At 70.2% G+C, this 13,784-nt stretch carries 13 protein-coding genes and 2 pseudogenes; 3 read left to right on the forward strand and 12 right to left on the reverse strand.

The window, feature by feature from the left end:
- Window positions 1-102: 102 nt before the first annotated feature.
- The 10 genes and pseudogenes from ACIRF9_RS51975 to ACIRF9_RS52020 form a co-directional block, all read right to left on the reverse strand.
- The gene (locus ACIRF9_RS51975) at window positions 103-1,158 is read right to left on the reverse strand and encodes an MBL fold metallo-hydrolase (RefSeq protein ID WP_403837570.1); all 1,056 of its coding nucleotides are present in this window, start codon (window positions 1,156-1,158) and stop codon (window positions 103-105) included.
- Between the two features lie 328 nt (window positions 1,159-1,486).
- Window positions 1,487-1,876, reverse strand: a pseudogene (locus ACIRF9_RS51980) (sugar phosphate isomerase/epimerase family protein); the annotation flags it as partial.
- 188 nt (window positions 1,877-2,064) lie between these two features.
- Window positions 2,065-3,465, reverse strand: a pseudogene (locus ACIRF9_RS51985) (LLM class flavin-dependent oxidoreductase); the annotation flags it as partial.
- Complete coding sequence (locus ACIRF9_RS51990; RefSeq protein WP_403837572.1) at window positions 3,462-4,592, reverse strand: NAD(P)-binding domain-containing protein; 1,131 nt, start codon at window positions 4,590-4,592, stop codon at window positions 3,462-3,464. The gene ACIRF9_RS51990 and the pseudogene ACIRF9_RS51985, both read right to left, overlap by 4 nt.
- Window positions 4,582-5,310, reverse strand: a complete 729-nt coding sequence (locus ACIRF9_RS51995) for a CE1759 family FMN reductase (RefSeq protein WP_403837574.1) — start codon at window positions 5,308-5,310, stop codon at window positions 4,582-4,584. Before ACIRF9_RS51995 ends, ACIRF9_RS51990 begins: the two co-directional genes overlap by 11 nt.
- Before the next feature lie 50 nt (window positions 5,311-5,360).
- A complete protein-coding gene (locus tag ACIRF9_RS52000) occupies window positions 5,361-6,548 on the reverse strand; it encodes a CE1758 family FMN-dependent luciferase-like monooxygenase (RefSeq protein WP_403837576.1) in 1,188 nt (395 codons plus the stop codon).
- Between the two features lie 136 nt (window positions 6,549-6,684).
- A complete protein-coding gene (locus ACIRF9_RS52005) occupies window positions 6,685-7,134 on the reverse strand; it encodes a (4Fe-4S)-binding protein (RefSeq protein ID WP_403837578.1) in 450 nt (149 codons plus the stop codon).
- The gene (locus ACIRF9_RS52010; protein WP_403837580.1) at window positions 7,127-7,435 is read right to left on the reverse strand and encodes a GNAT family N-acetyltransferase; all 309 of its coding nucleotides are present in this window, start codon (window positions 7,433-7,435) and stop codon (window positions 7,127-7,129) included. The genes ACIRF9_RS52005 and ACIRF9_RS52010 overlap by 8 nt, the downstream gene beginning before the upstream one ends.
- A 195-nt stretch (window positions 7,436-7,630) precedes the next feature.
- A complete protein-coding gene (locus tag ACIRF9_RS52015) occupies window positions 7,631-8,416 on the reverse strand; it encodes a glucose 1-dehydrogenase (protein ID WP_403837582.1) in 786 nt (261 codons plus the stop codon).
- Between the two features lie 219 nt (window positions 8,417-8,635).
- Window positions 8,636-9,355: an isochorismatase family protein gene (locus tag ACIRF9_RS52020; RefSeq protein ID WP_403837584.1), complete on the reverse strand. Its 720-nt coding sequence runs from the start codon at window positions 9,353-9,355 to the stop codon at window positions 8,636-8,638.
- A gap of 352 nt (window positions 9,356-9,707) precedes the next feature.
- Here ACIRF9_RS52020 and ACIRF9_RS52025 point away from each other — a divergent pair, with 352 nt between their 5' ends.
- On the forward strand, window positions 9,708-10,604 hold the full coding sequence (locus ACIRF9_RS52025; protein WP_403837586.1) for an LLM class flavin-dependent oxidoreductase: 897 nt from the start codon (window positions 9,708-9,710) through the stop codon (window positions 10,602-10,604).
- Window positions 10,605-10,654: 50 nt separating this feature from the next.
- On the opposite strand, the gene ACIRF9_RS52030 is transcribed toward ACIRF9_RS52025, so the two are convergent.
- The gene (locus tag ACIRF9_RS52030) at window positions 10,655-10,783 is read right to left on the reverse strand and encodes a hypothetical protein (protein ID WP_403837588.1); all 129 of its coding nucleotides are present in this window, start codon (window positions 10,781-10,783) and stop codon (window positions 10,655-10,657) included.
- A gap of 68 nt (window positions 10,784-10,851) precedes the next feature.
- On the opposite strand from ACIRF9_RS52030, the gene ACIRF9_RS52035 reads away from it, so the two are divergent.
- The gene (locus tag ACIRF9_RS52035; RefSeq protein WP_403837590.1) at window positions 10,852-11,550 is read left to right on the forward strand and encodes a malic enzyme-like NAD(P)-binding protein; all 699 of its coding nucleotides are present in this window, start codon (window positions 10,852-10,854) and stop codon (window positions 11,548-11,550) included.
- Between the two features lie 61 nt (window positions 11,551-11,611).
- Window positions 11,612-12,478, forward strand: coding sequence for a helix-turn-helix domain-containing protein (locus tag ACIRF9_RS52040; RefSeq protein WP_403837592.1), 867 nt, complete (start codon window positions 11,612-11,614; stop codon window positions 12,476-12,478).
- Here the strand turns inward: ACIRF9_RS52040 and ACIRF9_RS52045 are convergent.
- On the reverse strand, window positions 12,435-13,541 hold the full coding sequence (locus ACIRF9_RS52045) for an alpha/beta hydrolase fold domain-containing protein (RefSeq protein ID WP_403837593.1): 1,107 nt from the start codon (window positions 13,539-13,541) through the stop codon (window positions 12,435-12,437). The two genes, ACIRF9_RS52040 and ACIRF9_RS52045, sit on opposite strands and share 44 nt — an antisense overlap.
- Between the last annotated feature and the right edge of the window lie 243 nt (window positions 13,542-13,784).

A 13,784-nucleotide genomic window follows, 5' to 3' on the forward strand; every position in this document is an offset into this window, starting at 1 on the left:
GTGCGGGGGGGGGGGCCCCCGGGGGCAACAGGCGGGGCCCGGCCGGGGCCAGGGGCGGGGCGGGTGACCCCCCCCGGCCGCGCCCCGTTCAGCCCTGGTCCGTCAGCAGCCGCAGCCCGCCGTGTGCGTGGCCGCCGCGGCCAGCGCCATCGACGTGCCGGAAGCCGCCTCCTGGTCCTGGGCGATACGGCCGCGCAGCATGTTCTCCATGACGTCCATGAAGAGCTGTGCACCGGATGTGCCCATGACAAACGGGTTGTTGGTGGTGTTCGGCGCGCTCCGCAGCTGCGCCATGCGCTCCAGTCCGTAGTCGCAGAACGCGTGGTTGCTCAGTTCGACGTCGACCCCGGCCTGGCTCATCTTGGTGGCGAAGCTGAGGACCGAGCTGAGGTACGTCTGCTTGTCCGTGGTGGAGGTGGGCGGATTGGTCCCGCCCCATATCATCGCGGAGTGGGCGGTGCCCTGCCAGCGGGCGGGGAAGATCGGGGAGACGCTGCCGGGGGTGTGGCCCGGCGTGTAGTGCAGCTTGACCGTGGTGCTGCCCAGGGTCAGGCTCTGGCCGTCGGTGATGTCCAGGTCGCGGGTGGGGGCGTTGGCCGGCCGGGTGGAGGCGAGGGTGGCCCAGTCGTTCGGGGCCATCATGACGCGGGCGCCGTAGGTGTCGCGGAGGTACTGGGCGCCGCCGAAGTGGTCGCCGTGGCCGTGGGTGACGACGACGTACTTGATGGTCGCCGGGTCCAGACCGAGGGTGCGCAGGCCCGAGACGATGTAACGCTGGGCCTCCGTCGGATTGTTGAGGGCGTCGATGAGGATGATGCCGCCCGAGGTGAGGATCGCAGTGGAGGACACCCAGCCGGCGCTGAGCACCGCGACGTCGTCGAAGATCTTCAGCGGCGCGGGCGCGGTCGGGCGCGGAACGCTGAAACCGGCCGTGAGCGCCTTGATGAGGTTCGTGAGCACCGGGTCGCTGCCGGCCAGTTCGGCAGCCGTGTCGAAGTAGTCCTGTGCGGCCGCGGCGGCGGTGCGCCCCGGAAGCAGGGTGGTCGCGCCGGCGGTCAGCGCCGCGGCGGCGCCGAGCTGCCAGAACCGGCGGCGGCTGAGGGACCGGTGGCCTGCGGAGAACGTGGGGTGGGCCAGGTCGTGTTGCGGCTCGTTCATGTGTGCGGCTCCTTGCGGGGGGCTGTATCGGGGACTGCTTCAGGAACCGACGCCGGTGCTGAGCGGCCTGCAGCACCGGAGGGACCGTCGGGTACCCGGAGCCACGGCCATGCTCCTTGACGCTTGACGGGCATCGTCGTCGCGGGGCGGTGTCTTCAGGTGTGGAGGAGCATGAACGTGGGAGCCCTTGAGGGCCAATATCGAGACCGATAGTGATTACGGCCCTCCAGTGGCCGACGCGACATTGCCTCAGTTGCCGGTGTGCGGCAGCGTGATGGTTCTCGCGTGGTCAGGGTTTGTGACCCCGCCCACCCGCGCTGTCGTCCCGTCAGGGCGAGTTCCTCTGGTTGCTGAACGCGGCGTCGAAGGACGCCCCGGGCAGCTTCCACAACAGGGAGCGGATGTACCCCACGGCCTCGGCGGCGCCGTGCAGGCGGTCCATGCCGGCGTCCTCCCACTCGATCGAGACGGGACCGTCGTAGCCGATCGAGGCGAGGGCCCGGAAGGCGTCCTCCCAGGGGATGTCGCCGTGCCCGGTCGAGACGAAGTCCCAGCCGCGCCGCGGATCGCCCCACGGCAGATGCGAGCCGAGCACGCCCTGCCGGCCGCTGGACCTGCGGATGCGGGTGTCCTTGCAGTCCACGTGGTAGATGCGGTCGGCGAAGTCGGTGATGAACGACACCACGTCGATGCCCTGCCACGCCATGTGCGAGGGGTCCGCGAAGGCGCGCGAGGGGCCGCCGGTCCGGGGATCGACCCGCAGGTGGAGGCATCGGCGGAGAGGAGCCAGTCCTGGAGGTAGGAGCCGTGTATGAGCAGCGGTTCCCCCAGGTCACCCGCCTTTCGACGGCTGCGGATCTCCCGCACCAATGGGTGATACCGGTACACGTACGGCACGGTCGCGGTCGTGCCCGCGGCCCGGACCGCGGCCGCCAGTTCGCGCGCCTCGGCCAGGCCGGTGGCGATCGGCTTCTCCACGACCGGGTGGATCCCGGCCTCGGTCACCGCGTGCGCGTAGTGGGTGTGGGTGTCGTTGGGTGTGCAGATGTGCACGACGTCGGGCCGCGCCTCCAGCAGGTCGGGCAGGCTCGGGTAGCCGGTCGGGACGCCCCATCGCTCCGCCGCCTCCAGTGACCGCTCGGGCACCCGACCTTCGGCGAAGGACGCCCGAGCCTCAGCGCCCGGTGACCTCCGCGGCGGCGTCGGCGACCGTCCGGCCGTGGACGGCGGGGCGCCCGCCGTAAGGGTCCCCTCTTCGCCCCACAGTGTCGTCGGGGCGGCCTTGCGGACCACGGGGATGACCTCGGAGGCGAACCGTTCGAGCATGGCGAGCTGCTGCTCGTGCGGGATCATCGTCGGAAGGCTGAACGACTGGAGGTCGTGTCCGAACGCCTCGTGCCACCACAGGATCTTCTCGGCGACCTGCTGCGGCGAGCCGACCAGGACGGGACCGCGCTCGATGGCGTCGTCGATGGTCGCGAACGTCATCTCGTTGCCCGCGGTGTGGTTCCCCGGCTGGTTGAAGTACGCCACGATCCGCTCGTACGTCGGCCCGAACGCCTCCCGTGCCTCCTGGGTCGTGTCGGCCAGGTACAGGAAGCCGGCCCCGGCGGCGACGTACGCGTACCGCGGATCGTGGCCGTGCGCGGCGTACTCCGCGCGGTAGTGGTCGATGAGGACCGTGTACTTGTCGCGGGGCTGGATGGCGTTGGCGGAGAAGAGCGGGTCGCCCCACTTCGCCGCGAGGCTCGCCGAGGTCAGCGTGGTCGCCGAGCCGTGCCACACCCGAGGGGCGCCCGCGAAGGGCCGGGGCAGGCTGGTGACCTCGTCCAGCGGACCGCGGAAGCGGCCCTCCCATGTCACCTTCTCCTCGCGCCACAGCCGGCGCAGCAGCTCGTACTTCTCCGCCAGCGCGTCCCACTGGTCGCCGTCGTTGATGCCGAACATCGGCAGCTGGCGCATCTCGTTGCCCTTGCCTATGACGAGTTCGAGCCGCCCGCGGGAGATCTGGTCGACCGTGGCGTAGTCCTCGGCGACACGCAGCGGGTCGTGGATCGACAGGACGGAGACGCCCGTCTGGACGCGGACCCGGCCGGTGGTCGCGGCGATCGCGCCGAGCAGGACCGTGACACCGCTGGAGAGGAAGTCGCCGGCATGACGTTCGCCCAGCGCGACCGCGTCGAAGCCGAACTCCTCGGCGTAGCGCGCCGACGTCAGCGCCTGGGAGTAGCGCTCGTCGGGGCGGATCTCACGCCCGGTCACCGGGTTCTTCAGGTTCGGCAGGATGTCGAGGACCTGGAACTTCATGAGCCGACCTTTTCGCTGGAGAGGGACAGTTCGGCGGCTTTCCACTGCTTGAGCAGGCTGTTGACCGCCTGACGGCCCGCGCGGTTGGAGCCGACGGTGGACTGGGAGGGGCCGAAGCCGACGAGGTGCACGCGCGGTTCGCCGGCCACCTGGGTGCCGTGCATGGTGATCCCGCCGCGTTCGTTGCGCAGCCGCAGCGGGTCCAGGTGGGCCAGCGCCGCCTTGAAGCCGGTGGCCCACAGGATCACGTCGATCGGCGTGAACGAACCGTCCGCCTCGCGCACGCCGTCGGGTTCGATCGCGGTGAACATGGGACGGCGCTCGAGGACCCCGCGCTCCTGGGCCGCCAGGGCGTACGGGGTCCAGCCCAGGCCGGTGTAGGAGACGACGCTCCCGGTGGGCCTGCCCGCCTCCACGTCGGCGGCGACCTTGGCGATGATCTGACGTCCCTCGACCTCGGGGTCGAACCCGCCCTCCAGGAAGACGGGTTCACGTCGCGTGTACCAGAACGTGCCGGCCACGCGGGAGATCTCCTCCAACTGCTGGAGCGCCGAGATCCCGCCGCCGACGACGGCGACCCTGAGGCCCGCGAACCGGTCCGCCGAGACGTAGTCGTGGGTGTGCAGCTGGATGCCGGCGAAGGTCTCCTGTCCGGGGTAGTGGGGGCGGACGGGGTTGGTCCAGGTGCCGGTGGCGTTGATGACCGTCCGCGTGCTCCAGGTCCCCGCGCTGGACTCCACGGCCAGCTCACCGTCGGGCCGGTCGTCCACCGGCCGTACGGCGCTGACCGTCACCGGCCGCAGGATCGGCAGGCCGCTCGCCTGCTCGAAGGCGGCGAAGTAGCGCGGCACCGCCGTGCGGCTGGGCTCTTCGGGGTCGATGGGCGGCTTGGGGAAGTCGGGCAGGTCGAAGATGCCGTTCACGGTGTTCATCCGCAACGACTCCCAGCGGTGCCGCCACGCCCCGCCGGCCGCGGGTTCGGCGTCGAGCACCACGAAGGTGCGGTCGCCGTCCGGGTCGGTCAGGGCACTGGTGAAGCCGCGCCGCTTGAGGTGGTAGCCGGCCGACAGGCCCGACTGCCCGCCGCCGATGACCACGACCGACGCGCGCCGGCCGTCAGTGCGCATCGGCCTGCTCACCACCCTGGGGCAGCGCGCTTTTGCCGGTGGCGAGGCGCATGAGGTCGGTGTCGAAGTCGATGTCCTCCAGGGTCCGCTCGGCCCGTGTGGCGTTGCCGCCGAACTGGTGCTGATAGCCACCCCAGTTGCCGTCGGCGATCTGCCGCCCGGCGCCGCTGCGCAGCATCACGGACAGTTCCTGTGCGGCCCGGGCGATCCGCTTGCCGAGGTCGGTCGACGCCCAGTCCTCGGGGGCGGCGTACAGGGAGGTCGGCATCGGGATCGCCCGCAGGAAGGCGAACAGCGGCCGCAGTTGCTCGTCGACGACCATGGCGTGCCGTGCGCTGCCGCCGGTGGCGGCGAGGACGACCGGCCGGGCGATCAGCAGATCGTTGTCGATCAGGTCGGCGAAGGACTTGAACAGGCCGCTGATCCCCGCCTTGTAGACGGGGGTGGCGGCGATGACCGCGTCGGACGAGGCGAGCAGTTCCATGGCGGACTGCACCTTCGGGTTGAGCATGCCGGTCACGATGCCCTGGGCGATGTCCGTGGCGAGGGAACCGAGATCGATCGAGCGCACGGTCGCCGGTATGCCCGACTCCCGGAGGGTGTCGACCGTCTTCTGGGCGATGCGGTCGGCGAGCAGCCGGGTGGAGGACGGGTCGCTGACGCCGGCGTTGACGATGGCGATCGTCACCGAAGCCGCGGCGGGGGAGGGGGCGTTCATACGGGGCTCCTCGTGGGTGCCGTGGTGTGTGGGGCGGCCGGTGCCGGCCGTCAGAAGGCGGTCGGGTAGTTGGCTTCGACGGCCGGGTCGCTGTCCTGGTACGGCGAGGTGCCGGACAGGTTGTCGCCGCGGTTCGGGTTCGGACGCGGCCGGCGCGGCTCGGCGTCGCCGTACTTCGCCTTGACGAGGGAGTCGTGCGTCGGCGTGTCCGGGATACCGGGCTTGCGGCGGGCCGCCATCTCCTTGCGCAGCACCGGCACCACCTCGGTGCCCAGCAGCTCGACCTGCTCCAGCGCGACCTCGATCGGGATGCCGCCGGAGTCGACCGCGAAGAGCTGACGGTGGTAGTCCCCGAAGCCCTCCTGGAAGGTGAGGACCTTGTCGATCACCTGCTGCGGGCTGCCGACGGTCAGAGGAGTGCCCGCCATGTAGTCCTCCAGCTTCACGCCCCGGAAGACGGGGTGGTGCTCGAAGTAGGGGCGGTAGGTGTTGACCGCGTCCTGGGACCGCTTGGCGATGAACCCCATGCCGCCGAGGCCCACGATGGCCTGCTCGGCGGTGCCGTGGCCGTAGTGCTCGTAGCGGCGCCGGTAGAGCTCGACGATCGGCTTGAAGTGGAAGTTCGGGGCCAGGATGTGGTTGGCGAAGAACCCGTTGCCGTAGTACGCCGCCTGCTCGGCGGTCTCCGGGCTGCGGATCGAGCCGTGCCATACGAACGGCGGGACGTCGTCCAGCGGGCGCGGGGTGGAGGTGAAGCCCTGCAGCGGAGTGCGGAACTGCCCTTCCCAGTCGACCACGTCCTCGCGCCACAGCCGGTGGAGCAGGTTGTAGTTCTCCAGGGAGAGCGCCACGCCCTGACGGATGTCCTTGCCGAACCAGGGGTAGACCGGGACGGTGTTCCCGCGCCCGAGCATCAGGTCCAGGCGTCCCTTGGCGAGGTGCTGCACCATCGCGTAGTCCTCGGCGATCTTCACCGGGTCGTTGGTGGTCATCAGGGTGACCGCCGTGCTCAGGATGATCCGCTCGGTCAGCGCCGCGATGTGGGCGAGCACGGCCGGGGGAGAGGACGGCACGAAGGGCGGGTTGTGATGCTCGCCCAGTGCGAACACATCGAGTCCCACCTCGTCGGCACGCCGGGCGACCTTGACGATGTTGGTGATCCGCTCGGCCTCGCTCTGGGTGCGACCGGTGTTGGGGTCCGGTGAGATGTCACCGATACTGAAGATGCCGAACTGCATCGTGGAACTCCTCGGGTTTACAGGGTCGCGCCATGTGGTCCAACAAGGCGACATGTCATCTATTCCCGGGTGAGTTGAATCACCCCGGGAGGTGTCACAGGGCCGATCTGTCTCCGCGGCGGGGCCGCCGCCGGTGTCACCGGCCGCAGGGGCCCGAATGGTCGCAGTACGGCTGGAGGCGACTGCGTGCGCAGCCGCACAGCACGGCCCTGGTCTCGGCCCGCCGCCCCTCATCCGTGTCCAGGACCAGCTCGCCGCGCACGATCAGCTGCCCGGCGGGGGTGCGGATGATCCGGGTGGGCCGGTCCCCGCTCTCCCCATCGCCGTCCGCCAGTGCGTACTGGAGCGCCCCTGTCGGGCAGCGCCGCACCACCTCGGCCAGGTGGTCGGCCGCGGCGCCGTCCGGCCGGATCCATGGGCGCCGGTTCGAGTCGAAGACCTCGGGCAGGCCCCTGACGCACTCGGTGGCGTGGAGACAGCGCCTCGCCTCGAAGGTCACGCTGATATCCGGTGTCTGGTAGGCCTTCTTGTGTGCCGCGCCGTCCGTGTCCGTCGACTGCGTCGACTCCGCGGGTGACTCAGTCACTGGCGTTGCTCCGGTTCTGGTAGAGCAGGTCGGCGTAGTCGGGGTGGCGGTCGATCCAGGACGCGTAGAAGGGACAGGTGGCGAGCACCCGGAGCCCGGCGGTACGGGCTTCGTCGAGGGAGGTCCGGACGAGCGCTGAGCCGATTCCCCGGCCCTCGTGCGCCGGCGCCACCTCTGTGTGGACGAAAGCGATCAGTTCCGCCGTCCGGATGTACTCCGAGAACCCGGCGACCCCGGTCTTTCCCTCCACTCGCGCCTCGTAGCGGCGTGCCTCGGGCACATCGACGACCGTGACAGTCACTTGATCTCCTTGAGGCCCGTCCGCTGCGGCGGGACGTGGGTTCGTGGGGCTTTGTTGACGCGTCTACAAAGCTAGTCCGCAGAGATTGACATGTCAACTACTATCCGATCCCTCCACATTACTCGTCACACACGTACGCCCCCGGAATCCCGGAGGCGTACGTGGGGCCCGTCGCCGAGTGCGGCCTCGCGCGGGTCAGAGGTACTTCGCGGACTGGCCGCCGTCGATGGGCAGCACCGTGGCGTTGACGTAACTCGCGTCCTCGGAGAGCAGGAAGGCCACCGCGGACGCGATCTCGTGCGGCTGCCCGTAGCGCTGGGTCGGGTTGACGCCGATGAACTGCTCGGCGGCCCCCTCGGGGTCCTCGGGGTTCAGCTTGCGCATCACGTTCTCGATCATGGGTGTCCAGATCCTGCCCGGGGCGATCGCGTTGACGCGGACCCCGAACGGGGCGTACTCGATGGCCGCGGTCCGGGTCAGGCCGACGACACCGTGCTTGGACGCGACATAGGCGGACGCGTTCTCGACCCCCATGATCCCTCCGACGCTCGCGCTGTTCACCACCGCGCCACCGCCCTGCCGGCGCATCACCGCAAGCACCTTCTCCAGGCCCAGGAACATGCCGCGGAGGTTGACCGCCACCACGCGGTCGAACTCCTCGACCCCGTAGTCCGCGGTCAGGTTCGGGCGTCCCTCGATGCCGGCGTTGTTGAAGAAGCCGTCGATGCGGGAGAAGCGCTCGAGGGCGGTCGCCACGTAACGCTCGGCATCCTCGGGGCGGGAGACGTCGGCCACGACCGGGACGATCTGCGCCTGCGGGCTCACTTCGCGGACGGCCGCCTCCGTCTCGGAGAGGCCGTCCTTGGCGATGTCGACGAGGGTCAGCGAAGCCCCCTCGGAGCCGAGGCGGACGGCCGCGGCGCGGCCGAGCCCCGAGCCGGCTCCCGTGATGACGACGGTCTTGTCGGTGAAGCGATCCATGATGCGGCCTTTCGTGGACCCACGGGGTGCCGTGGGTGGGGTGGGATTGAGAGACTAGTTGATGTAACAACTATATGGTCATGGGGCGGCTCATGGCGGTTCGAGCGCGTAGGGATCCTGCCTCCGCGCCGCAACCCGTCGAAGGGCCCGACGTCCGTCGGCCGAAAGGCCCTCGGGTCGCGTGGACCCTCGGGCCTTCCGGCTCGGTGACGGTGTGGCTCAGGCGAGGCCCAGCAGAGCGGCCAGCGCCTGGCCCCTCGGGGTGGTCCAGTCGACCGCGAGCTCGGACACGACCTGAGCCGTGGAGCTGATCGCGGCACCGGCCTGCTCCATGCGGCGCAGCGCGGCATCGTCGCCGATCTTCGTGAAGGAGGCGGAGGCGTCGGTGACGACCTGGACGTCGTAGCCCTCGCCGAGGAGCTGCAGGACCGGGAAGACCACGCAGACCTCGGTGGTGATGCCGGCGATGATGATCCTTTTGCGGCCGGTGGCACGCACGGCGTTGGCGAAGTTCTCGTCGTGCATGGCGTTGACGATGCCGGCCCGCTTGATGCGGTCGGCGAAGGCCTGCGGGGCGATCTCCTCCAGCTCCGGCAGCAGCGGGCCCTGGATGTTCCCCTCCATGCTGGAGGTCAGCACCAGCGGCATCTCGGTGGCCGTCGCGATCTTGGCCAGGTTCAGGGCGGCCTTCTTGACTTCCTCGATGTCGTGCGAGTGCGTCCACGACATGGTGCCGACCTGGTGGTCGATCAGCAGCATCGCGGCATTTTCCGGGGTGTAGGCGTCCGGGTACGCCGCATCGCTGTTGGACTCCGGCTGGCCGGAGCGGTGGTCCGAGTGCTTCTTCGGCGCCGCCTGCGCCACCGTGGGCGCGGCGAGAGATGCGCTCAGGCCCAGACCTGCGGCTATGGCGCTGCGGCGAGACAAGAAATTGCGCATGATCGAAAACTCCTTGCAGATAGGGCATGTCGTTTCACGTCACGGCGGTCCGGTTCCCTGGCATCTCCGGCGCTGCCGGTTCGGTATTCGGGTCCGCGCTCCCGGCGTCGGCCGCGGAGACGTTGACGCGTCGCCTTTATATGTGATGCATCAACATAATGTCCAGGCGCTGCGCTTAGACACTACGTCCAAGCTACATGTCCAGACCTTCGAGTGGCGGCTCGGGTGTGCCCGACGGCGAGTCGAAGGCGGTCGGCGGGGCCTCGATGTGGTGGAATGTTGTTACGTCAACTAATATGCGCCCTGGAGTCGGCGTCAGCCATGGCCCGGGCCTTCGAGGAGGTCGTAGGAGATGACCCAACAACCGCAGGAGCTGCTCTTCGGCAGTTTCATCACGCCGAGCGCCGACCGCATCGAGCAGGTCGTGGCGCTCACCCAGCTGTCCGAGCGCGCCGGACTGGACCTGGCCACGTTCCAGGATCACCCGTACCAGCCGCGGCTGCTGGACTCCTGGACGCTGATCTCCTATCTCGCCGCGGCCACCAGCCGGATCAGGCTGGCGCCCAACGTGATGAACCTGCCGATGCGTCAGCCCGTCGTGATCGCCCGCAGTGCCGCCAGCCTGGACCTGCTCACCGGCGGGCGCGTCGAACTGGCGATCGGCGCGGGCGGGTTCTGGGACGCCATCGAGGCGATCGGCGGCCGTCGGCTGAGCGCCGGTGAGTCCATCGACGCTCTGGAAGAGGCCGTCACCATCATCCGCGAGATCTGGGACACCGACACCCGTGGCGGAGTCCGGGTGGACGGCACCCACTACCAGGTCGCCGGCGCCAAGCGCGGGCCCGCGCCCGCCCATGACATCGGGGTCTGGATGGGCGCGTACCGGCCCCGCATTCTCCGGCTCGTCGGCCGTGCGGCCGACGGGTGGGTGCCCAGCCTCAGCTACCTCGACGGCGGGCTCGCCGGGCTCGCCGAGGCCAACCGGCACATCGACGAGGGCGCCGCGGCGGCCGGGCGCGACCCCGCCGCCCTTCGCCGGATGCTCAACATCGGCGACCACTTCACCCCTGACGGCTCCTCGACCCTGACCGGTCCGCTGGTCGAGTGGGCCGAACAGCTCGCCGAGATCACCCTTGAGTACGGCGTGACCGGCTACATCCTGGCGGGCGACAACCCCACCACCATCCAGCAGTTCGGCGAGGAAGTGGCCCCCGCGGTACGTGAGCTGGTCGCGAAGGCCCGCGCCTGACTCCGGGATGTTGAGCGACCGACTGCACCAGGGCGGGCCGACCGTGGCCCCTACGGCTCGGACGAGGAGGCGACCGCCTCCTCGTCCGAGCCGGGTCGCACGGTGTGGACCACCGGCGAGGAGCGCGGCGTGGCCTCGGCCCGCCAGGTGCGCACCGGCATCATCGGTGTCCTCCCCATACCCCGGCACCGATCACCGGGCGCGCGTCTTCGTTCCGAGGTTCGAGGCGCCCGGTAAGAATCCAGGTATGGACATCCGGCAGTTGACGTACTTCCTGGCGATCGTGGATCACGGCGGGTTCAACCGGGCGGCCACCGCCCTGTATGTGTCACAGCCGGCCCTGTCACAGACCGTTCAGTCGCTGGAGCGTGATCTGGGCGCCGCCCTGTTCCACCGCATCGGCAAGCGGGCCGTGCTCACACAGGCGGGGACGGCCCTGGTCGAGCCCGCCCGCGCCGCCGTACGCGGCATGCAGACCGCACGGGCGAGCGTGGACGCCGTACAGGAACTGCGCACCGGCGGGCTGGCCGGTTCGCCCTTCCCGCCGCTGAAGCTGGACGGGCGGGTGGTGCCGGTCGCGCAGGCCAACAACGTCTACGTCTTCCCCGCCATCGGGCTGGCCGTCACCGCCGCCCGGGCCACGCGCGTGACCGACCGCATGATGGTGGCGGCGGCACGGGCCGTGGGGGAGTGCGCGGTCCAGGCGCACGACGGCGAGGTGACCCCGTTGCTGCCCCCGCTGGCGATCATGCGGGACGCGGCCCGTGAGATCGCCCTGGCCGTGGCGACGACCGCGGTCGAGGACGGCGTCGCACCTCACGCCACGGAGGCCGAGCTGCGCGAAGCGATCGCCACGGCGCATGGACACCGGAGTACGCCTCCTGAACCGTTGAGGATCACCGGCGGCGCTCGCGGTCGGGGCCGGCACCACAGCCGGCCTCGGTGAGCCGGACCTCCCAGCGCATTGGTTGTTGCATCAACTACGCGAGTGCTGGTTTGCTGGCCTGATGACGGATCCCAGAATGAGGGCCGACGAAGGACTCGGGGGGTTCCTGCGGTCACGCCGGGAGCAGTTGCGACCCGAGCAGGTGGGGCTGCCTTCTTCCGTCCGGCGCCGGACCCCCGGTCTGCGGCGCGAGGAACTCGCCACCATCGCCGGCGTGAGCGTCGAGTATCTGGAACGGCTGGAGCAAGGCCGGGACACCAACCCGTCCGTCGCGGTCCTCGGCGCGCTGGCGCAGGCTCTGCGGCTGTCCGACGACGAGAAACGACACCTCGCGATGCCGGCCATGAAGCGGCACAGCGCGACCCTCGTCCCGGCCGCCCACCCGGTCGGCGAAGAGCCGCGATCGACGGTGTGCGCGCTGCTGGACCATCTCGATCCCACGCCGGCGTGCCTGCTCGGGCCGATCTACAACCTCGTGGCCTGGAACCACGCCTGGGCGACGGTGGTCAGGCCACTGGGAGCGCTGGACGGCGACCGGCCCAACTTCGTCCGCTTCCACTTCCTGAACCCCATGGCACACCGGATCTTCACCGACGACGACTGGACGGTCATCGCCGACGAACTGGTCGGCTGGCTGCGGTCCGCCCAGCCGGAGTGGGGCACCGACGGCGAGTTCCAAGAGCTGGTCGAAGACCTGGCCGCGGTACCCGAGTTCGCACGGCGATGGGCCGCCCACCCGGTCGCGTTCCGGCAACCGGGCAGCCGGCGTCTCCGCCACCCCGATGCCGGGACCCTGCGCTTCACGATCGAGGTCCTCCTCGTCGGAGAGGGCCAGCACTGGCTTCAGCTGTGGGTGCCGTACGACGACGACACCACGTCCGCCATCAACGCCCTCCTCGCGGCTCCAGGGAACGAGCGAAACCGCTGACGCTGCGGACGTTCGCCGCGTAGACCTCGGGCAGGGTCGCGCGGAAGAGGATCTCGGCCTCGTGGGAGAGTCCCGGGTTGATCCAGGCGCTCGCCGGGACATCCGCCGCGAGCAGCTTGCGGTAGTAGTCGAGCCCCTCGTCACGCAGCGGGTCGACCTCGTTGACCGAGATCACGTGCGGCGGAAGCCCCTCCAGGTCGGCGGTCGTGGCCCGGCCGGGCCAGCAGGTGACCTCGTCGATGTGCGCCGAGCCCGGGTCGTAGATCTCGGCGAGCACCTGCATCATGTCGCGCTGGTTGAAGTACCCGTCGTTCTCGGCCACGGAGGGCGGTGTCCCGTCGTCCTCGGCCCACTTGCCGTGAACGTACGGGCAATGGGCGTACACCCCGGAGATCGAGGAGAGGAATCCCTCGCGCTTGGCCTTGATGGTGAGCGCGAGGGCGAGGTTGGCGCCGCCGGAGTCACCGGACACCACGATGTTCGACACGCCCAGCTCGGCGGCATGCTCATCGACCCATTTCAGGCCGGTGGCACAGTCCTGCAGCCCCGTCGGGTAGGGGTGGGGGCCGAGCCTGCCCCCGCCGTTGCGGAACTCGCCGCCGACGACGACCAGACCGTCGGCGGACAGCTCCCGCCGCCAGCGGTCGTAGACCGCGCCGGTTGCCCCCATCATGGCCATGCCGCCGCCGTGGAGGTAGTAGACGCAGGGCAGCGGACCCTCCGAGGACTGCGGGCGGGTCACGTACAGCTTGACCTCGTGGCCGTCCGGGGCCACCGCGGTGTGCGTCTCGGACGCGATCCCCTCGACCTCGGGCAGCCCCTCCATCAGCGCCTCGAACACCGGCTCGAAGGCGGCCTCGGCGCCGGCCGCGAACTCCAGAAGCTCCGCACGCGCCGAACGGATGGTCACCGGCGGCGCCGACGCCAACTGGTCGAGGCCGAACGGCGCCAACGCCGCCACCACGCCCGGATGGACCCGGGGATCGGTTCCGAGGGAGAGCTCTGGGTCTCCGAGGCGCCCCGGTGCGCCCTTACGAGGTTCTGTGGCCATTTCCGTTGTCACGGACGGCTCCTTCTTGCTTGCTGTGAGTGGATGTTCGGTGAGGTTCGTCGTTCCCGGGCGGGCTTCAGCTCGGGCTTCAGCTGTTGAAGAGGGCGCCGGCGCCGGGGATGGGGGTGTGGGCGTCGAGGGAGTGGAGCAGCTGCCAGGCGGTGGCGGTGGCGGCGGTGATGAGGGGGAGGCCGCCGACGGCCTTCTCGGCGGCGGGGATGGCCTGGAGGGAGGGCATCTGGACGCAGGCGCTGA

The sequence above is a fragment of the Streptomyces sp. NPDC096132 genome, from assembly GCF_044763345.1.
Taxonomy (GTDB): domain Bacteria; phylum Actinomycetota; class Actinomycetes; order Streptomycetales; family Streptomycetaceae; genus Streptomyces.

What these genes read in the sequence shown, in the direction of transcription:
- ACIRF9_RS52000 (WP_403837576.1), bottom strand. Translation starts at nt 6,548, where the DNA reads ATGCAGTTCGGCATCTTCAGTATCGGTGACATCTCACCGGACCCCAAC.
- ACIRF9_RS52025 (WP_403837586.1), top strand. Translation starts at nt 9,708, where the DNA reads ATGACCCAACAACCGCAGGAGCTGCTCTTCGGCAGTTTCATCACGCCG.
- ACIRF9_RS51975 (WP_403837570.1), bottom strand. Translation starts at nt 1,158, where the DNA reads ATGAACGAGCCGCAACACGACCTGGCCCACCCCACGTTCTCCGCAGGC.
- ACIRF9_RS52040 (WP_403837592.1), top strand. Translation starts at nt 11,612, where the DNA reads ATGACGGATCCCAGAATGAGGGCCGACGAAGGACTCGGGGGGTTCCTG.
- ACIRF9_RS52020 (WP_403837584.1), bottom strand. Translation starts at nt 9,355, where the DNA reads ATGCGCAATTTCTTGTCTCGCCGCAGCGCCATAGCCGCAGGTCTGGGC.
- ACIRF9_RS52030 (WP_403837588.1), bottom strand. Translation starts at nt 10,783, where the DNA reads ATGGGGAGGACACCGATGATGCCGGTGCGCACCTGGCGGGCCGAGGCC.
- ACIRF9_RS51990 (WP_403837572.1), bottom strand. Translation starts at nt 4,592, where the DNA reads ATGCGCACTGACGGCCGGCGCGCGTCGGTCGTGGTCATCGGCGGCGGG.
- ACIRF9_RS51995 (WP_403837574.1), bottom strand. Translation starts at nt 5,310, where the DNA reads ATGAACGCCCCCTCCCCCGCCGCGGCTTCGGTGACGATCGCCATCGTC.
- ACIRF9_RS52015 (WP_403837582.1), bottom strand. Translation starts at nt 8,416, where the DNA reads ATGGATCGCTTCACCGACAAGACCGTCGTCATCACGGGAGCCGGCTCG.
- ACIRF9_RS52035 (WP_403837590.1), top strand. Translation starts at nt 10,852, where the DNA reads ATGGACATCCGGCAGTTGACGTACTTCCTGGCGATCGTGGATCACGGC.